The organism is Actinomadura sp. B10D3 (assembly GCF_039871695.1).
In the GTDB taxonomy this organism is placed as follows: Bacteria; Actinomycetota; Actinomycetes; order Streptosporangiales; family Streptosporangiaceae; genus Spirillospora; species Spirillospora madurae.
Window position 1 is genome coordinate 54,484 of the sequence record NZ_JBDPLY010000033.1, and the last position, 18,518, is coordinate 73,001.

14 protein-coding genes are annotated in these 18,518 nt (G+C 70.8%); 2 read left to right on the top strand and 12 right to left on the bottom strand.

The features are described from left to right. Positions 1-28 precede the first annotated feature (28 nt). Together ABGB11_RS35325 and ABGB11_RS35330 are read left to right on the top strand one after the other, a co-directional pair. On the top strand, positions 29-1,039 hold the full coding sequence (locus ABGB11_RS35325; RefSeq protein WP_347639836.1) for a LacI family DNA-binding transcriptional regulator: 1,011 nt from the start codon (positions 29-31) through the stop codon (positions 1,037-1,039). A gap of 144 nt (positions 1,040-1,183) precedes the next feature. Continuing rightward, positions 1,184-1,666 carry a nucleoside deaminase gene (locus ABGB11_RS35330; RefSeq protein WP_347639837.1) on the top strand — a complete coding sequence of 161 codons (483 nt, stop codon included), beginning with the start codon at positions 1,184-1,186 and terminating at the stop codon, positions 1,664-1,666. 32 nt (positions 1,667-1,698) lie between these two features. Here the strand turns inward: ABGB11_RS35330 and ABGB11_RS35335 are convergent, their stop codons facing one another. The 12 genes from ABGB11_RS35335 to ABGB11_RS35390 form a co-directional block, all read right to left on the bottom strand. Beyond that, on the bottom strand, positions 1,699-2,022 hold the full coding sequence (locus ABGB11_RS35335; protein WP_347639838.1) for a hypothetical protein: 324 nt from the start codon (positions 2,020-2,022) through the stop codon (positions 1,699-1,701). A 73-nt stretch (positions 2,023-2,095) separates the two neighbouring features. Next, a complete protein-coding gene (locus tag ABGB11_RS35340) occupies positions 2,096-2,488 on the bottom strand; it encodes an SSI family serine proteinase inhibitor (protein ID WP_347639839.1) in 393 nt (130 codons plus the stop codon). A 222-nt stretch (positions 2,489-2,710) separates the two neighbouring features. Continuing rightward, a complete protein-coding gene (locus ABGB11_RS35345; protein WP_347639840.1) occupies positions 2,711-2,908 on the bottom strand; it encodes a BBE domain-containing protein in 198 nt (65 codons plus the stop codon). A 132-nt stretch (positions 2,909-3,040) separates the two neighbouring features. Further along, on the bottom strand, positions 3,041-5,875 hold the full coding sequence (locus ABGB11_RS35350) for a beta-galactosidase (protein WP_347639841.1): 2,835 nt from the start codon (positions 5,873-5,875) through the stop codon (positions 3,041-3,043). Positions 5,876-5,936: 61 nt separating this feature from the next. Continuing rightward, positions 5,937-8,924, bottom strand: coding sequence for a glycoside hydrolase family 3 C-terminal domain-containing protein (locus tag ABGB11_RS35355; protein ID WP_347639842.1), 2,988 nt, complete (start codon positions 8,922-8,924; stop codon positions 5,937-5,939). Between the two features lie 106 nt (positions 8,925-9,030). Continuing rightward, positions 9,031-10,038: a LacI family DNA-binding transcriptional regulator gene (locus tag ABGB11_RS35360; RefSeq protein WP_347639843.1), complete on the bottom strand. Its 1,008-nt coding sequence runs from the start codon at positions 10,036-10,038 to the stop codon at positions 9,031-9,033. Positions 10,039-10,148: 110 nt separating this feature from the next. After that, on the bottom strand, positions 10,149-11,513 hold the full coding sequence (locus ABGB11_RS35365; RefSeq protein ID WP_347639844.1) for a GH1 family beta-glucosidase: 1,365 nt from the start codon (positions 11,511-11,513) through the stop codon (positions 10,149-10,151). Then, on the bottom strand, positions 11,513-13,804 hold the full coding sequence (yicI, locus tag ABGB11_RS35370; RefSeq protein ID WP_347639845.1) for an alpha-xylosidase: 2,292 nt from the start codon (positions 13,802-13,804) through the stop codon (positions 11,513-11,515). The genes ABGB11_RS35365 and yicI overlap by 1 nt, the downstream gene beginning before the upstream one ends. Beyond that, the gene (locus ABGB11_RS35375) at positions 13,804-14,694 is read right to left on the bottom strand and encodes a carbohydrate ABC transporter permease (RefSeq protein WP_347639846.1); all 891 of its coding nucleotides are present in this window, start codon (positions 14,692-14,694) and stop codon (positions 13,804-13,806) included. Before ABGB11_RS35375 ends, yicI begins: the two co-directional genes overlap by 1 nt. Then, entirely contained in the window at positions 14,691-15,602 is a 912-nt protein-coding gene (locus ABGB11_RS35380; RefSeq protein ID WP_347639847.1) for a sugar ABC transporter permease, read from the bottom strand. Before ABGB11_RS35380 ends, ABGB11_RS35375 begins: the two co-directional genes overlap by 4 nt. After that, complete coding sequence (locus tag ABGB11_RS35385) at positions 15,602-16,885, bottom strand: extracellular solute-binding protein (protein WP_347639848.1); 1,284 nt, start codon at positions 16,883-16,885, stop codon at positions 15,602-15,604. The genes ABGB11_RS35380 and ABGB11_RS35385 overlap by 1 nt, the downstream gene beginning before the upstream one ends. Before the next feature lie 161 nt (positions 16,886-17,046). Continuing rightward, positions 17,047-18,513, bottom strand: coding sequence for a cellulose binding domain-containing protein (locus tag ABGB11_RS35390; RefSeq protein WP_347639849.1), 1,467 nt, complete (start codon positions 18,511-18,513; stop codon positions 17,047-17,049). Between the last annotated feature and the right edge of the window lie 5 nt (positions 18,514-18,518).

Below are 18,518 nucleotides of genomic sequence, written 5' to 3' on the forward strand. Positions count from 1 at the left end.
GGGCGAGGTACGGACGGAGGGGGGCCAGATGACGGGCAGGAGCACGCGCCCGACCCTGGAGGAGGTCGCGGCGCGGGCCGGCGTGGGCCGCGGGACGGTGTCCCGGGTCGTCAACGGCTCGCCGCGGGTCAGCCCGCAGGCCCGCGAGGCGGTGCTGAAGGCGATCGAGGAGCTCGGGTACGTGCCGAACCGCGCGGCCCGCACGCTCGTCACCCGCCGCACCGACACGGTGGCGCTGGTCGTCGCCGAGTCGGACCAGCGGTTGTTCGGCGAGCCGTACTTCGCCGGGATCATCCGCGGGATCAGCAACGGGCTCGGCGACACCGGGCTCCAGCTCCTGCTCGCCCTCGCCCGCTCCCCCGCCGAGTACGGCCGACTGGAGGAGTACCTCACCACCCAGCACGTGGACGGGGTGCTCCTCACCTCCCTGCACGCCGAGGACCCGCTGCCCGCCAAGCTGGAGGCCAACGGCGTGCCGACCGTCCTCGGCGGCCGGCCGCCCGGCGTGCACCCGGTCAGCTACGTCGACGTCGACAACCGCAGCGGCGCCCGCGAGGCGGTCGGCCACCTCATCGCGGGCGGCCGCACGCGCATCGCGACCATCGCCGGCCCGCAGGACATGGGGGTGGGCATCGACCGGCTGGCCGGCTACCGGGAGGCGCTCGCCGGGGCGGGGCTGCCCGAGTTCGTCGAGTACGGCGACTTCGGCGAGGCCAGCGGCATCGCCGCCGCGGAGCGGCTGCTGGCCGCCGAGCCGGCCCTGGACGCGGTGTTCGCCGCGGACGACCCGATGGCGCTCGGCGCGCTGCGCGTCCTGCACCGGCACGGCCGCGCCGTCCCGGGCGACGTCGCGGTGATCGGCTTCGACGACTCGGCCGCCGCCCCGCTGGCCGACCCGCCGCTCAGCACCGTCCACCAGTCGCCGGAGGAGATGGGCCTGGAGATGGCCCGGCTGCTGGTCTCGCGGATCCGCGGCGAGACCGTCGAGGAGCCGGTGGTCATCCTGCGGCCCCACCTGGTCCTGCGCGAGTCCGCCTGAGAACGTGCCGGTGAGGGGGCGGCGCCGCTCGTCGGCGCTCCTCAGCGGGCCCCCTCACCGGTGCCTTCGGGGAGGCGCGGTCCGCGCCGTCCGCGCCCCGGCCTATGATCGTTCGGCTGTCCGCCACTCGGAGGAACCGACACCATGACCTACGAACCGACCGCCGACGAGCTCGTCCACCTGAACCGCTGCGCCGAGCTGGCCGAAGAGGCCCTGGAGGCCGCGGACGAGCCGTTCGGGACCGTGCTGGTGTCGGCGTCCGGCGAGGTCCTGTTCGAGGACCGCAACCGGACCGCGGACGGCGACCAGACCCGCCACCCCGAGTTCGAGGTGGCCCGCTGGGCGGCGCGCAACATGGCGCCCGAGGACCGGGCGGACGCCGTGGTGTTCACCTCCGGCGAGCACTGCCCGATGTGCTCGGCGGCGCACGGCTGGGTCGGGCTCGGCCGCATCGTCTACATCCACTCCTCCGCGCAGGTCTCCGCGTGGCGTTCCGAGCTCGGCGTGCCGGCCGGGCCGGTCAACGCGATCCCGATCCAGGAGGTCGTGCCGGGCATCCGGGTGGACGGGCCGGTCGCCGCCCTCGAAGCGAGGATGCGCGAGCTGCACACCCGCGCCTGCTCCTAGGGCGGCGACCCGTTCACGGTGCGCCGCCGGGCTCAGCGCCGGGCCAAGGCCTCCAGCCGGGTGACGGCCGCCCGCCAGTCGAGGGGCAGCCGGCACCGCGTCGTCCGGTGCCCGCGGTAGGTGAGCGCGTAGGTGAAGTGGTCGGCGACCTCGCAGCCGCGCGTCGACGACCGCGTCGTCGTCACCTGCGCCAGCGCCTCCCGCAGGCCGCGCATTTCCTCGTCCTCCAGCGTGACCTTTCTGTCGTTGACGAATGCCGTGCCCGCGGCGTCGACGGTCACCCTTTCGCGAATTCCGGCAAAACCGCCGGAACGCTCGTAGGCGACCAGCACATCCGGTCCGGTGAATGCCAGCATGGACGCTCCTTTTCATGCGGGCCGCCGGACAGCACCCCGCTCCCCATTCCGGCGGCCCGCGGTCTTTGGGTGGTTATCCGGTGAAAAGGATTCCGCCGGTGTCGCGCACCGCGGCGCACCGGTTGGGATACGTCCGCGCGAAATGGCGGGCGGCGCCGCGCCACGAGCCGTCCGCGGTCACCCTGACGGGCGCGTACTCCAGCGTGCAGGCCCCGTGCCTCGCGGGAAGGCGCCCCACGTGGCCGTCCACGGCCTCCAGCTGGGCGCAGGCCGCCGACGCGGCCCCGTGCGTCCCTCCGTCAGGGTCGCAGGACAGGCTCCACGAGCTGGCGGGACCGTGCTGCGGCGTCATGGTGAGCAGGTAGACGCCGGCGGGTTCGGCCGCCTGCGCCGGCGCGGCCGAGGCGATGGCCGCCATCGCGGCCGGTACGGCCGCCCACCGGAAACGGGCACGCGACATGTGCATGTCTTCCTCCCTGGATTCGCCACCGCGATCTGCGGTATCGGCCGGCCGGACGCCCAATTGTGGTGGGCGCCCCGCCGCATCCAGACATTAGGTGCCGCAAACTCCCCCAAACAAGACTGAACTCCGGCCCAACCTGGCCAGCGGTTCATTCTTAAATCAAGTCTGCCCATTCGTGCAATGCCGTTTGACCGCGAATTGGGCCGATCCTGTGCTATCGCTGATTCAGGCCGCGGGGACCGAGAGCGGGTGCCGGAAGACGTCGCGCGGGTCCCACCGGCGTTTGGCCTGCCGGAGCCGCGCGTAGCCGTCCTTGAAGTAGAGGGCGTGCCACGGGGTGGACGAGGCGTTCCAGCGCGGGTCGGCCAGGTCGGTGTCGGGGTAGTTGATGAACGCGCCGTCGTCGTCCTCCCCGGCGGGCACGCCGCCGGAGCCGGCGTGGACGTCGGGTCGGCACGGGTCAGGTGGTGGTGACCGCGCGGCCGGAAGGCCACACTGAAGGAACTGGCCGTGAAAGCGAGACCCCGGCCCCACCGGGCCGGGGTCACGTCCAGCTCAGGGGGCCGGGACGCCTCCTCTCACGTTGGCGGCGGCCTTCAAGGAGACCGGGCCCGGTTTCGATGCGTCCTCCGAGATGACGGCGAGCGTCACGGTGTTTCGGCCGTGCGGGTGGAGGATGCCGTCGGGGAGGGTGAAGTCGTGCTGGACCCCGCCGTTCACGTATTCGCCCAGGTTCCAGCCGTTGATGAAGATGAGAGATCTGTAGCGGCCGGTTCCCGGCTCGATGTGAAGGGTTACGGGGACGTCCTGATCCTTGGGCAGAGCCAGGCGGGCGTTCGTGCTGTACCAGTGGACGCCTGGCCCTATGGGGTCGGTCGGTGATGCGGTAACCCAGGCCTTCGTGGGGGCGGACGGCAGGTGCCAGCCCTCACGTTCCCCATAGAGACCGCCCGTGTTCAGCGGGCCGCGCAGCGGGTCGTAGGTACGCGTGCCCTGGATGCGCCACGTGATCGGGTTGGTCGTCACGTCGGCGTTGACCAGGCCGCGCGGTTGTTTCTGGCGGTAGTCGTCGGCGGTCCAGTCGTCGTTGTGGCCCATGTTCTCGACCAGGACGGAAAGGACGGCCTTCTCGCCCTTGGGGAGGAGGCCGGCGGGGATGTCGAAGGTCCCCGGACCGGGGTTCTCGTTGACGGGGGCGTCGGCGTCCTTCTGTTCACCGCCCGCGGCCGAGCCGAGATAGCGGCCGTTGAGCCAGACCTGGTAGATGCCTCCCTTTCCTGTGATGGCGTTCAGGTCGACCGTTCTCTCGTCCCCGGTCGCGGTGAAGTGGCCGCGGTACCAGACGTGGCCGTAGTGGAAGCCGTAGTCGTCGGCGTAGAGCACGGGTGGCTTCTTGGGCTTGATCGGTCCGGCCGTGGTGGTGTGGTCGGCGACTTTCCAGGACGCGTCGTCGAATTCCAGGGTGGTTTCGGGGGCGCCTGGCCTGCCTCGCCAATGGTTCAGGGCGGGCAGTTCGACGGGGCGCGGACCCTTGGCTCGGGCCAGCAGCGTGCCGCTGCCGGTCCGCCGGGCGTGGAGGTACTCGCCGTTGAGGGTCAGGCGGCGGGTCGCGTTGAAGACCTCGATGTCGCCTGGCTTCGCCAGGTCGGCCCGGATCGCGGTGGTGTCATGTCTCGTGGTGGCGGAGCGGACCAGGTCCGTCCCCCGGATGAGGGTTTCGCCCGAGCGCCAGAACTTGGCCGCTTCCGCGTCCGTGCCGAGGAGGAGAAGCAGGGGTTCACGTCCGCCGCCCGTTATCTGGACGCGGGCCAACCCTTGGTGGGTGTAGTCGAGCTTGAGGTTGCCGTTGGAGTAGGCGGACTTCACCGAGCCGCTGATGACCTTGACGTCGGGCCGGGAGCCGTAGCGGAGAATGGTCGTGCCTTCGACTCCTGCGGTGCCATAGAGGACCGCTGTGTCGCGTCCGTTCGCGGTCGTGTGGGTGAGGAGTTCGGACGTCGACGCCGCCAGCCTCTGGCCACCCATCGTGTAGCCCGCGACGAGGATTTTCGCGTCTCTGCCCTGGAGGCGCACCGGGAGGGTGTAGGCGCCGTCCGGAGTGTTCCAGGCGAGGTTCGCGGACTGGTCGTCGTCGGTCGTCCTGTCGGCGTGCCGGACCAGCACGAACTGCGTCCCGGTGTCGGGATTGGCGCGGGCCTCGGTGTGGACGGCCGGATTGTCCGACGCCGGAGCCGACACCGGATCGGTCTTCGCGAGCGGTGCGACGCCGGTGACGAAGAGGCCCTGGCGTTTGAACTCGTCGTATTTCGCGGTGAGCCGCCGGTTCTCAGTGATGGGCGCGCCGTAGTCGTAGGACGTGTAGACGTCGTTCGGCTGGGCGAGCCGTCCCCAGTTCGTCCCGCCGAAGGCCATGTAATAGCCGAACATCGTGGCGCCCGAAGTGATGAGGTTCGACTTGTAGTAGATTTTCATGTAGTTCGGGCCGGTGAGTTCGCGGCACTTCTCGTAGCCGGCGCGGTTCAGGTCGATGGCGCCCGCCTGGTATTCGGCGGCGTAGGCGGGGGCGCCGGTGCTGAGGCGTTCGGTGACGCCCTCCCCCCACGTCCCCCAGGTGTCGGGGTCACGGCATTCGAAGGCCTGCGGATAGTCGTCCACCCCGGGTATCTGCACGGCCCCCTGGCCGGTCGCCCAGGTGGGCGTCCAGGACGCGTCGCAGCACTGGTTGTGGCTGATCGGGACGTCGATCCCGTGGGCGCGGGCCTGGCGCTGGACGTCCTCCATGTAGGCCGGGTCGGTGTTGGCGGCGTACTCGTTCTCGGCGTTGTAGACGATGACCGATCCGCCGCGGGTGACCTGGTGACGGGCGATGATCGGGTCGATACGGGCGAGCCATTCCCGGTAGGCCCGGGTGTAGTTCGGGTCGCTGGAGCGGGCACGTCCCGGGACGGTCTTCAGCCACGCGGGGAAGCCGCCGCCGGTGGTCTCGGCGTTGATGTACGGGCCGGGGCGCGCGACCACGTAGAGGCCGAGTTCCTCGGTGAGGCGCAGGAGCCGGTCGACGTCCCGGACGCCGGTGAAGTCGTATTTCCCGGGGGCCCGCGAATGGTAGGCCCAGTCGAAGTAGAGCGACACGCCGTTGAATCCGGCGGCTTTGATCTTCTCCAGCACGTCCCGCCAGAGGGCCGGGCTGGGGAGCCGGAAGTAGTGGAACTCGCCCGACCACAGCAGGACGCGCTGCCCGTCCACAGTGAGCGAGTAGCGGTCGTAGCCGACGTGGTGTGCGGCGGCCTCGGCCGGACGGGCGGGAGCCGGGGCGAGGAGCAGGGCGGCGGCGGTGAGGAGGGCGACGGCCGCGGTGAGGGGTGCGGCGGGTTTGCTGTTGGCACGCATGGCTGGCGTCCTTCGCAGCGACCGCCCCGCCCCGGGCGGACCGGGGCGGGGCGGGGGGCGATCATCGGGTGAGGGAGAAGGTGCTCAGGCGCGTTTCGCCGGTGAAGACCAGGTAGACGTCATGGTTTCCGCGGGCGTTGCTGAGCTGTGCGGTGATCTCCTTGTAGGCGTACGTGTCTCCGGTGGACGGCACGGCCAGGGTTCCGGCGAGGGGGCCGTCCGGGCGGTCCAGCCGGACCTGGACGGTGGTCGCCGACGTCCCCGCGACGCGTGCGGTGACCGTGCCCGCGGACCTGCCGAGATCGGCGTCCGCGAACTTCAGCCAGGATCCCGCCGCACCGGCCACCGCGTCGCCCGCCGTCTTCGTCTCGTCGACGAGTTCGATGCCGTTCTGGTCGTCGAAGTCTGCGGCGCGGGTCGGCTTCGCCAGGTCGCGGTCGGGGATCGTCTCGCCGCGCACGGCGAGCGTGGCGCGCTGCCGGATGTCGGTGGACGAGGAGCCGATCAGCAGGTCGTGCCCCGACTTCTCCACCGCCCACCGGTTGCGCGTCACGTCCCAGATCGCGAGGTCGGACGCGGCCAGACGGAGCTTCGCCGGCACGGTCTTCCCGGGTTCGACATGGACCTTGGCGAAGGCGCGCAGCCTCTTCACCGGCTGCTTCACACGGGAGTCGCGCTGGTGCGTGTAGAGCTGGACGACCTCGTCTCCGGCCTTCTTGCCGGTGTTCGTCACCGGCACCGTGACCGTCACCGTCCCATCGCGTCCCACGGAACGGCTGCTGAGCTTCGGCTTGCCGTACCGGAAGCTCGTGTAGGAGAGGCCATGGCCGAACGGGTAGAGCGGCTGCCCCTTGAAGTACTGGTACGTCCGGTCGGTCTTGATGATGTCGTACTCAAGGATGTCGGGCAGGTCGCTCTCGGAGCGGTACCAGGTCTGCGGAAGCTTGCCGGACGGGCTCTCGTCGCCGAACAGGACGGACGCGAGGGCGTTGCCCGTTTCGGCGCCCGCGTGGCTCGTCCACAGGATCGCCGGGATGTTCTCCTGCTCCCAGGTGAGGGTGGTCGGGTAGCTGTTCTCCACCACGACGACCGTGTTCGGGTTCGCCTTGCGCACGGCCTTGATGAGCTCCGACTGCCCTTCGGCGAGCGCCATCGTGGTGCGGTCGTGGTCCTCGCGGCCGTTGATGAACGGCATGCTGCCGACCACGACGACGGCGGTGTCCGCGCCGGTGGCGGCCTTGACCGCCGAGTCCACGCCGCTGCTGACGGCGTCCTTGGCGTACCGGGACGCGTCGTCCTTGGTCGTCAGGGCCAGGGTCCCGTCGTCCTGCGTCTTCACGTAGGTCTTCGCCGGGTCGGCCCAGTCGTACGCCTTCTCGTACCCGGCGTAGCGGAGCAGGTAGTCGCCGTCGTCCTGCTTCTCCAGCTTGAACATCTGCTGGACGAACCAGTTGTTCGGCTGGTCCTGGTCGTTGGCGAAGTTGTCGCCCCAGTTGTAACGCCCGACGGTCTTGCCGTTGGCGACGCTGCGCAGGGTGACGATGCCCTGGCCCCAGTCGAACACGTCGAACTGGGTGGTCGCGTCGGCCGACGAGGTGGGCCCGGTCTTGAGGACGGCGCCCGCGCCCGTCCCGCCTGCGATGTACTTGCCGGTGCCGACGTCCTTCAGCGCGATCCGGTCGACGCCCTCGCTGGTCGCCACCGACGCGGCGCGCTTCCTGATGCCGTCCAGCGGCGTGACCTTGTACGGCAGCGACCCCGAATACCAGTCGGTGTACAGCGTGTTGGAGAGCGGCCCGACGACCGCGACCTTCCCGGTCGAGAGCGGCAGCGTCCCGCCCTGGTTCTTCAGCAGGACCATCTGCTCGGTCGCGGCCTTACGGGCGAGGGCGCGGTGGGCGGGGCTGTCCACCACGTCCTCGGTGATCTTCCCGTAGGGGCCGCCGCCCGGATCGAACTCGCCGAGCCGCACCCGGATGCCGAGGATGTGCCGGACGGCGCGGTCGACGTCGGACTCGGCGAGCAGGCCGCGCGACAGCGCCTCCTTCACCGCGTTGATCGTGATCGAGGAGTTGGTGTCGTCGGTGGTGAAGCTGTCGACGCCCGCCTTGAGCACGGCGGCGTCGCCGGAGGGGAGGTCGGGATAGTACGCCTGGGCGTTGATCAGCCCGTTCGGCGCGCCCGCGTCGGTGACGTTGAACAGCGTCCGGTCGCTCCAGGAGCGGACCAGCCCGCCGGCGTCGGGGGTGACCGTCGCCGGGCGCCCGTTGACGAGGTTGTAGGACGTCATGATCCCGGTCGCGGCGTCCCGGGTCAGCGGGATCTTGAACGGGACCTCGTCGTACTCCTTCTTCACCCGGGGCCGCAGGCTGGAGGAGGTCTGGTCGCGGCGGATCTCGTTGTTGTTGGCCATGTAGTGCTTGAGCACGGGCGCGGCCCGCAGGCGGTCGGGGTCGTCGCCCTCGATGCCGCGGCCGTAGGCGGTGGCGAGGAGGCCGGTGAGCAGCGGGTCCTCGGAGTAGCCCTCCTCGTTGCGGCCCCAGCGCGGGTCGCGGAGCAGGTTGACGACCGGCGCCCACAGTTGCAGGCCCCAGACGTCGGGGTTCTCGCTGTTGTAGCCGCGGGCCTCGTCGCCGACGGCCGAGCCGATCCGCTTCAGCAGCGCCGGGTCCCAGGTCGCGCCGAGCCCGACCGACTGCGGGAACACGGTGCCCTTCGCGGTCACGACGGCGCCGCCGTTGTGGACGTCGGTGGACCACGCGACCCCGTGCAGTGCCTCGGTGCCGGTCTTGAACCGGCCGATGCCGAGGCGCGGGATCGCGGGCTGGTACTGGTGGAGCAGCGAGACCTTCTCGTCGAGCGTGAGCCGCCCGAGCAGGTCGTCCACGCGGGCGGCGACGGGCAGCCGCGGGTTCCGGAAGGGCGGGGTCTCGCGGGCGGCGGCGGGCGCCGTCCACGCGAGGGGGGCCGCCAGCGCGGCGGCCAGGACGAGGGTCAGCGACCGGCTGCGCCGGCCGGGGGGACGGGGGTTTCGATGGTTTCTCCGCACCGGTTCTCCTTGTGGCCTTGCCCCCGAGCGATGACTATCGAAGCGCTTCGATAACGGGCCGGAACGGCCCCTCACCTCCTTGTCGTGCCGGTCGGTCTCGTGCGGTTCAGTGCGCGGCGGGCGCGCTGCTGGCGCGCCGGGTCAGGGTGGGCGGAAGCAGGGTGGCGGCCGGGACGGGGACGCCGCCGAGCTTGGCCATCAGCAGCTCCACGGCGCGCCCGCCGACCTCCTCGGCGGGGATCGCGACGGACGACAGCTGCGGCTCGGCGTGCTCGGCCATCTCGTCCGGGCACAGCGCGACGACGGACACGTCCTCGGGGACGCGGCGCCCGGCGGTGCGCAGCGCCCGCACGACCGGCCCGACGACCGGCTCGTTGTGGACGAGGACGCCGGTGAGCCCGGGACGGTCGGCCAGGAGCCGCGCGACCAGCGCGCGGGCGGCCTCCGCGGTGGCCTCGCACGGGTGGACGTCCCCGGTCAGGCCGTGCCGGCGGACCGCCTCGGCGAACCCGTCCGCGACGCGCTGGGCGTAGCCGGTCTGCCGCGCGTACACCTCGGGCGGCGAGCCGATCAGCGCGATCTCCCGGTGGCCGAGCCCGGCCAGGTGCTCGACGCAGAGGGCGCCGGCGGCGTGGAAGTCCAGGTCGATGCAGGTCAGGTCGCCGGCGTCGGCGGGGAAGCCGATGAGCACGCTCGGCCGGTCCAGGGACCGCAGCAGCGGCAGCCGCGGGTCCTTCATCTGCACGTCCATGACGATCAGCGCGTCGACGAGGGCGCTGTCGGCGACGCGGCGCAGGCCGTCCTCGCCCTCGTCCTGGGTGAGCAGCAGCACGTCGTGGTCGTGGGCGCGGGCGGCGGTGACGACCGACACGGCGAACTGCATGACGACGGGGACCGCGATGCCCGAGCGCAGCGGGATCATCAGCGCGAGCACGTTGGAGCGGCTGCTGGCGAGCGCGCGGGCGCCCGCGTGCGGCCGGTACCCGAGCTCGCGGATGCTCTCCCGGACGCGCCGCCGGGTCTCCTCGGAGATCGAGCGTTTCCCGCTCAGCACGTAGGAGACCGTGCTCGGCGACACTCCCGCGTGCCGCGCCACATCAGTGATCTTGACCACGGACCGTCCCGTCGTCCTCGAAGGGGTGCAGGGTGCGAACGATGCTAGCCGTGCGGCACCTGGGGAAGCGCGGGCGAGAGCCGCCCCCGCCGTGCCTCCGCATGCCCCTGTCATGACGGTCCGCGGGCGATGGTGTCGCGGTACCAGGAGGCGCTGTCCTTCCAGGTGCGGTCGCCGGTGGCGTAGTCGACGTGGACGAGGCCGAAGCGCTTGGAGTAGCCGTAGGCCCATTCGAAGTTGTCGAGCAGCGACCAGGCGAAGTAGCCGCGCACGTCGGCACCGGCCTCGCACGCCCTTTCGACGGCCGCGATGTGGTCGCGCAGGTAGGCGATGCGCCGGTCGTCGCCGACGCGGCCGTCGCCGTCCACGACGTCGTCGAACGCGGCACCGTTCTCGGTGACCATCAGGGGGACGTGCGGGTATTCGCGGTGCAGCCGCAGGAGCAGCTCCTCCATGCCGGACGCGTCCACCGGCCAGCCCATCGCCGTGTAGGGGCCGGGCTGCTCGGCGAACTCCACGTTGTCGCACCCGACGAACGGCGTCGCGGCGCCTTGCTTGTGGCCGTCCGCGTGTGCGCGCGGGGAGACCCCGTCCCAGTCCCGCACGAGCGTGGGCGAGTAGTAGTTGACGCCCAGAACATCGAGCGGCGCGGCGATGAGCTCCTCGTCGCCGTCGTGCAGAAAGCCCCAGTCGGTGAAGGACGCCGTGTCGTCCAGGAGGTCGGCGGGGTAGCCGCGCCCCAGCATCGGATCGAGGAACACGCGGTTGGAGACGGCGTCCACCCGCCGGACGGCCTCCGCGTCTCCGCGCAGATGGTGCAGGTTGAGGGTGACCGAATGCCGGGCCGACGCCGGGACCACACCGCGCAGTGCCCGGACTCCCAGGCCGTGCGCGAGGTTGAGGTGGTGGGCGGCGGCGAGCGCGGCGGCCGGGTCGCTGCGTCCGGGCGCGTGCACACCGGACGCGTAGCCGAGGAACGCCGAGCACCACGGCTCGTTCAGCGTCGTCCAGGTGTGGACGCGGTCGCCGAGGACTCGGCCGATGCGCTCGGCGTACTCGGCGAACCGGTGGGCCGTGTCCCGCTCGGGCCAGCCGCCCGCGTCCTCCAAGGCCTGCGGCAGGTCCCAGTGGTAGAGGGTGGCGACCGGGGCGATGCCGTGTTCGAGCAGCTCGTCGACGAGGCGGGAGTAGAAGTCCACGCCCTTCTGGTTCGGCGTCCCGTCCGGGAGGACGCGCGACCAGGAGATGGAGAACCGGTAGGCGCCGATGCCGAGCTCGGCCATCGTCGCGACGTCGTCCTGCCTGCGGTGGTAGTGGTCGGTGGCCACATCGCCGGTGTCGCCGTTGAAAACCTTGCCCGGCGTGTGGCTGAACGTGTCCCAGATGGACGGCGCGCGGCCGTCCTCCTGAGCAGCCCCCTCGATCTGGTAGGCGGCGGTGGCCGCGCCCCACAGGAACCCTTCCGGGAACGCCATCAGTTCTCCCCTTCCAGCGTGATGAGCAGCTCGCCACCGGTCGCCCTGACGAGGACACCGTGCGGATGGTCCGCGACCTCTCCGCCCTGAACCTCGGCCACCCGTGCGTTGACGAGGAGAACGTTCCAGGCCCCGTCCCCCGTCACGCGCAGGTTTCCACCGTTTCTCGCCATGGTGAAGGTCGTGTCGCCGATCTGGGTGACCACCGTGGTTCCCTCCGACGGCTCGTACACGCGCAACGTGACGTCATGCGCGTGGTCGTAGTCCGGGCGGTCCTGCACGGCGCCATCCGGGATGACCGCTCCTGGACGGACGAGCAGCGGCACGCTGCCGAACCCGTGCCGCTCCCGGACCCAGCGGCCGCCCTTGACGCGCTCGCCCGTGAGGTAGTGCGTCCACACGCCCTCCGGCACGTAGAACGCGACCTCCCCGCCGGACGAGAACACGGGCGCGACGAGCAGGTCGTCGCCGAGCATGTACTGCCGTTCCAGATGCGTGCAGGCGGGGTCGTCCGGGAACTCGACGACCATCGCCCGCATCATCGGCAGGCCTTCCCCGGAGGCCTGGCGGGCAGCGCCGGCCAGGTACGGCATGAGCCGCATCTTCAAATGCGTGAACTGCCGCAGAACGTCGACGGATTCGTCGTCGAAGAGCCACGGCACCCGGTAGGAATGGCTGCCGTGCAGGCGGCTGTGCGAGGACAGCAGCCCGAACGCGATCCACCGCTTGAACAGCGCCGGATCGGGCGTCCCTTCGAAACCGCCGATGTCGTGGCTCCAGTACCCGAACCCCGACATGCCGAGGGAAAGGCCCCCGCGCAGGCTCTCCCCCATGGCCTCGAACGTCGACTCGGAATCCCCGCCCCAGTGCACCGGAAAGCGCTGCCCGCCGGCCGTCGCGGAACGGGCGAACACCACCGCGTCGCCCTCGCCGCGCTTCTTGCGCAGCAGATCGAAGACCGTCTGGTTGTAGAGATAGGTGTAGTAGTTGTGAGCCCGCTCCGGATCGGATCCGTCGTGGTAGGCGACGTCCGTCGGGATGCGCTCCCCGAAGTCGGTCTTGAAGCAGTCGACGCCCATGTCGAGCAGAGCCTCCAGCTTCCCCGCGTACCATTCCCGCGCCTCGGGGTTGGTGAAGTCGACGACGGCCAGGCCGGGCTGCCACTTGTCCCACTGCCACACGTCCCCGTTCGGACGTTTCAGCAGGTAGCCGCGTGCTCGGCCCTCCTCGAACAAGGGTGAGCGCTGCCCGATGTACGGGTTGATCCACACGCACGTCCGCAGGCCGCGCTCGCGGAGCCGGCGCAGCATCCCCTCCGGGTCGGGGAACACGCGCGGATCCCATTCGAAGTCGCACCACTGGAACTCGCGCATCCAGAAGCAGTCGAAATGGAACACGCTCAGCGGTAGGTCGCGGGACGCCATCCCCTCGATGAACGAGGTGATGGTCTCCTCGTCGTAGTCCGTGGTGAACGACGTGGACAGCCACAGACCGAACGACCATTCCGGCAACCGCGCGGGACGTCCCGTGAGGGCCGTGTACTTCCGCAGGATCTCCTTGGGAGAGGGCCCGTAGATGACGAAGTACCGCATCGACTGGCCCTCGACGCTGAACTGCGTCCGCGCGACGGCCTCCGACGCCACCTCGAACGACACGCGCCCCGGGTGGTCGACGAACACGCCGTACCCCGCGTTCGTCAGGAAGAACGGCACGTTCTTGTACGCCTGCTCGCTCGCCGTCCCGCCGTCGGCGTTCCACACGTCCACGGACTGGCCGTTCTTCACCAGCGGCCCGAACCGCTCACCGAGCCCGTACACGAAATGGTCGACGCCCAGGTCAAGCTGCTCCCGCACGTAATGGCGCCCGTCATCGGTGTCGATGACGGCCTGAGCCTTGGGCGCGCTGCCGGTCAGCCGCCGTCCGTCCACCAGGAAGTCGACGGCCCACGGCCCTTCCCGCCCGACCCGTACCGACAGCGCGCCGGACGTCAGCGTCGCCGCCTCCTCGTCCACGGACACCGCCCCGGCGGGGTCGGTCGCCAGCTCGAAGTCGGGGCCGCGCCTCCGCTCCCCCGCGAAGTGGGTGAGGGTGACGCCGACGACGTCCGGCATCGGCGACTCGCACGTCACCGTCACCACGGGCCCCTTGAGCAGGTCACCGCGATGCCGGATCCGCTGCACGGGCGCGTACACCCGGAACGACCCGGACCCGGCGTCGACGTCGAGGACCTCCACCGGATGAGACGCCCGCACACCCTCGCGCATCATCCAGTAGCCGTCGCTGAACTTCATTACTTGATGGCTCCTGCGGTCAGTCCGCGCGCGAGAGTGCGCTGGAAGATGAGGAAGAAGACGACGGTCGGGAGGAGGCCGAGCAACGACGCGGCGCTGGACATGGTGGCGTCCATGAGGCGCTGCCCCTGCAGCACGCCGAGCGCGACCGAGACCGTCTGGTTCTCGTTGGAGATGAGGAAGACCATGGGGATCAGGAACTCGTTCCAGGTCCACACGAAGAAGAAGACGAGCAGCACCGACAGGGTGGGCCGGACGACCGGGACGACCACGCGCCACAGCACCTGCCGGCGGCCCGCGCCGTCGATGCGCGCCGCCTCCAGCAGCGGGCGGGGGAACGCCGACAGCACCGACGACAGCAGGTAGGTGCCGAAGGCCGACTGGATCACCGTGAACACGATGATCACGCTGAGCCTCGTGTCGTACAGGCCGACCTGCTTGGACAGGTAGTACAGCGGGTAGACGAGCGCCTCCTGCGGCACCGTGTTCGCCATCAGCAGCAGGACCAGCACCCACATGCGCCCCTTGATGCGGCCGATGCCGAGCGCGTAGGCGTTCAGCACCGACAGCAGGACGGCGAGGACGGCCACGGAGCCGCTGATGAACACGCTGTTCAGCAGGACGTGGCCGAAGTCCGTCCGCTCCCAGAACGCGCGCACGGCGTCCAGGTCGAAACCGTCCGGCGGCGACAGCGGCCCCTGCGAGGTGTACTCCTCCGGCGTCTTCAGCGCGTTGAAGACCACCACCGCGAACGGGATCAGCATCACGCCGGCGAACGCGACCAGCGCCACCAGCACCGCGTAGGCGGACGGGCCCCGGCGGCGCCTGCGTGCCGTGGCCCGCCCGGTGCGCGGCGGGGTCCCCGCCTTCCTGGTCAGGGTCGCCGTCATCGGGCTTCCTCCAGGTCACGGCCCTGCATGCGCAGGAAGACGATGGTCAGCGCGATGATCAGGAGCGTGAGCACGGTCGCGATCGCCGAGCCGTAGCCCACGTCCGACTTCTCGAAGAAGCTGACCCAGGAGTAGTACGCCGGAACGTTCGTCGCGCCGCCCGGCCCGCCCTTGGTGAGGACGAAGATGTGCGCGAACGCCTTCAGCGCGGCGATCGTCGTCCACAGGAGGACGACGAAGATCTCCGGCCGGATCTGCGGGACCGTGATGTGCCAGAAGCGGCGGGCCCAGGTGGCGCCGTCGATCTCGGCGGCCTCGTAGAGCGAGGGGTCGACCCGCTGGAGGCCCGACATGAAGATCACCAGCGGGAAGCCGATCTGGATCCAGACCATCACCCCGATGACGCTCCACAGCGCGGTCGCCGGGTCGCCGAGCCAGTCGTGCGCCAGCGAGCCGAGGCCGATCTCGGCCAGCAGGGCGTTCACCGCGCCGTCCTCGGGGGCCAGCAGCCAGCTCCACACCACGCCCGCGATGACGATCGGCAGCACCTGTGGCAGGTAGACGCACGCGCGCAGGACGCTCGCCGTCCGCGGCCCGAAGTGCCGGCCGATCAGGTCGGTCAGCGCGGCGGCGAGCACCAGCCCGATCAGCGTCGGCGCGACCGCCATGCCGAGGATGATCAGCGCGTTGTGCCCGAACGACGCCCAGAACTGGTCGTCGCGCACCAGCTCCCGGTAGTTGCCGAGCCCGATCCACTTCGGGCTGCCGACGCCCGACCACTCGGTGAAGCTCGTCCCGACGTTCATCAGGAACGGCACGCCGATGACGGCGGTGAAGAGGAGGAGGCCGGGGAGCAGGTAGGGCAGGTACCCCCACTGCTCCCGCGACCGGCCGCGGCCCTGCTCCATCACTTGGGCAGACCGTCCTCGTACGCCTTCTGGACGGCGCCCAGCACCTCGCCGGGCGCGGTGCCGTTCATGAGCTTCTGCGTCTGCGACACCCACACGTCGTAGAACCCGGCGACGGGCCAGTCCGGGTAGTACGCGAGCCCGCCGGACTTCGTCAGCGCGTCGAAGTCGGCGATGAGCTTCTTGGCCTTCGCGTCGGTGACCGCGGACGCGTCCGCCGCGACCGGGACGCCGCCCGCGTTCGCCAGGATGTTCTGCGCCTTCTTCTTCATCGTGATGTCGATGAAGTCGTAGGCGAGCTCCTTGTTCTTCGAGCCCTTGGGGACGACCCAGAGGTTGCCGCCGGAGCCGAGCGTCATCTTCGCGCCGGGCCACACGGCGGTCTCCCAGTCGAACTTCGCCTCGGAGGCGACCCGGCCGAACCACCAGCTTCCCGAGAACATCATCGGGAACTTGCCGCTCATGAACGCGACGCCCGCGTCCTCGGCCTTGAGGCTGACGGACTTCTTGGCGACGTACCCCTTCTTCACCCAGTCGGCGAAGGTGGTCGCCCCGTACGTCCAGGCGGCGTCGTTGAAGTTCGTCTTGCCGGTGTAGCGCTGGAAGGCGTTCACCCAGTTCTGGTCGGCCTTGTCGAGGGCGAGCTGGTAGACGAACTGGTGCGCCATGTACTCGGCGCCCGCGTTGGTCATCGGCGTGACGCCCTTCGCGACGAACGCGTCCATCGCGGCCGTGAGCTCGGCGAACGTCGTCGGGATCTCGACGCCGTGCTTCTCGAAGAGGTCCTTGTTGGAGTAGACCTGCACGTACTCGGCGTAGTTGGGCACGCCGAACCACTTGTCGCCGCCCATCGTGCCCTTGGCGTCGTACTTGGCCGTGACCTGGACGTTCGGGCTGATCAGCTTGTCCCAGCCTCGCTTGGTCACCTCGGGGGTGAGGTCGGTGAGCAGGCCCTGCTTGGACAGCATGCCGGCGGTCGCGTTGCCCTTGTTGTACTCCATGACGTCGGGCGCGTCCTTGGAGTTGAGGACCATCGGGGCGGTCTTCTGGATCTGCTCGAAGCCCTTCTCCTCGAACGTCACCTTCACGCCCGGGTGGGTGGCCTCGAACTCCTTGATGGCCTCGTTCCAGGCCTTGCCCATGGCGCTCTCGGGGGCCTCGTAGTGCCAGAGCTTCAGTTCCTTGCCGCCGGAGCCGCCGCCGTCGCCGCCGCACGCCGTGAGCGACAGCGCCGCCGCGGCAAGGGCGGCGAGCACCGCCGCGCTCCTGCCTGCCTTGATCATGGGTCTTCCTCCGGGGTGGGACCGAGTGCCTGTCGAAGCGCTTCGATTGCCGGGATCGTAAGCCCCGGACAGGCCGCCGGACAATAGGTCGGGCCGCATCAATTCGGCTGAGGCTCTCCTGACCTGCGACGATGATCTGGGAGCGCTCCCATCTCGGGAGGTCAGCCGCGGCACTCCGCGCCGTTCAGCGTGAACCGCGACGGGGATCCGTTCTCACCGTCCTGGCTGCCGAGGAACCCGAACTCGGCGGTCCCGTCCGGCGGGATCGACCGGTTCCAGTCCGCCGCCGTCACCGTGACGGACGCGCCGTCCTGCTCCTGGGAGCCGTTCCATATCTGGGTGATCGCCTGCCCGTCCGGGAACGCGAAGCCGAGCTTCCAGCCGTCGATCGCGGCGTCGCCGAGGTTCGTGATCCGCACCGCCGCCTTGAAGCCGTCCGGCCACGTTTCCTCGACCCGGTACGCCACCGAGCACGCGACCGCCGATGCCGTCCGCGTGGGCGACGCGGTGCCCGGGGGCGGCGCGGGCTTCTCGCCGTCGGACGATCCGGGCGCCAGGGCGGCGAGCAGGAGCGCGACCACCGCGGCCGCCCCCACCGCGCCGCCGGCGATGACCAGCGGCTTACGGGTCGAGGGCCCGGCCGCGCCATGCTCGTCGACGCTTTGGGTTGGAGGCGGGGGCCGCTCCGGCATCGGCGCCTCGCCGGCCGGGTCCTCGTCACCGGGCTCGTCCGCCTCGTCCAGCGGCTCTTCGGGTGGAGCGGGGTCGTCCAGGACGCGGGTCGGGGTCTCGGACGGGGGCGCAGCCGCCTGCTCCGCGGGCCCGTCCGCGCCGCCGGGCGGCAGCTGGGCGAGCTGGACCCCGGCGCCGTCCGCCAGCCGCCGGGCCGCCTCCGGGGCGGTGGGACGGGCGCCGGCGTCCGGTGACAGGCACGCGCGGCAGAGGTCGGCGACCTCGTCCGGGACGTCCTTCCGGAATGTGGACGCGGGGGTGGGCGGGGCGCCGGTCAGGCACTCGTGCAGGACGACGCCCAGCGAGTAGATGTCGGCCGCCGGGGTCGGATCGGTGCCGGTCAGCAGTTCGGGGGCGACGTAGGCGGGCGTGCCCATGACCCGGCCGTCGGGCGTGCCGGTGAAGGCGATGCCGAAGTCCAGGACCTTCACGCCGACCGGGGTGAGGAAGACGTTCGCGGGCTTGATGTCGCGATGGACGATGCCGGCGGCGTGGGCGGCGGCCAGGGCGTCGGCGACGCGGGCGCAGGTCCCGGCCGCCTCGCGCCAGGGAAGCGGGCCGCGGGACAGCCGCGTCGCCAGGGTCTCCCCGTCCAGCAGCTCCATGACCACGTAGGGGATGTGGCCCTGCCATCCCACCGGCCCTGCGTCGTGCTCGCCGTAGTCGTAGACGCCGGTGATGTTCGGGTGGGTGAGCGCCGCGGCGGCCTGCGCCTCCTGGCGCAGCCGCCGGGTGAACTCCGCGGGCCGGCCCTCCATCGGCACCTTGACCGCGACGGCGCGGTCGAGGACGAGGTCGACCGCGCGCCAGACGGTCGCCATGCCTCCGGCTCCGAGGGGCCGTTCGAGTCGGTAGCGCTCCCCGAGGCGGTCGCCCGGGGCGACGATGTCCGGCATGGGGC

What these genes read in the sequence shown, in the direction of transcription:
- yicI (WP_347639845.1), bottom strand. Translation starts at nt 13,804, where the DNA reads ATGAAGTTCAGCGACGGCTACTGGATGATGCGCGAGGGTGTGCGGGCG.
- ABGB11_RS35365 (WP_347639844.1), bottom strand. Translation starts at nt 11,513, where the DNA reads ATGGCGTTCCCGGAAGGGTTCCTGTGGGGCGCGGCCACCGCCGCCTAC.
- ABGB11_RS35335 (WP_347639838.1), bottom strand. Translation starts at nt 2,022, where the DNA reads ATGCTGGCATTCACCGGACCGGATGTGCTGGTCGCCTACGAGCGTTCC.
- ABGB11_RS35380 (WP_347639847.1), bottom strand. Translation starts at nt 15,602, where the DNA reads ATGGAGCAGGGCCGCGGCCGGTCGCGGGAGCAGTGGGGGTACCTGCCC.
- ABGB11_RS35350 (WP_347639841.1), bottom strand. Translation starts at nt 5,875, where the DNA reads ATGCGTGCCAACAGCAAACCCGCCGCACCCCTCACCGCGGCCGTCGCC.
- ABGB11_RS35340 (WP_347639839.1), bottom strand. Translation starts at nt 2,488, where the DNA reads ATGCACATGTCGCGTGCCCGTTTCCGGTGGGCGGCCGTACCGGCCGCG.
- ABGB11_RS35330 (WP_347639837.1), top strand. Translation starts at nt 1,184, where the DNA reads ATGACCTACGAACCGACCGCCGACGAGCTCGTCCACCTGAACCGCTGC.
- ABGB11_RS35375 (WP_347639846.1), bottom strand. Translation starts at nt 14,694, where the DNA reads ATGACGGCGACCCTGACCAGGAAGGCGGGGACCCCGCCGCGCACCGGG.
- ABGB11_RS35325 (WP_347639836.1), top strand. Translation starts at nt 29, where the DNA reads ATGACGGGCAGGAGCACGCGCCCGACCCTGGAGGAGGTCGCGGCGCGG.
- ABGB11_RS35385 (WP_347639848.1), bottom strand. Translation starts at nt 16,885, where the DNA reads ATGATCAAGGCAGGCAGGAGCGCGGCGGTGCTCGCCGCCCTTGCCGCG.
- ABGB11_RS35390 (WP_347639849.1), bottom strand. Translation starts at nt 18,513, where the DNA reads ATGCCGGACATCGTCGCCCCGGGCGACCGCCTCGGGGAGCGCTACCGA.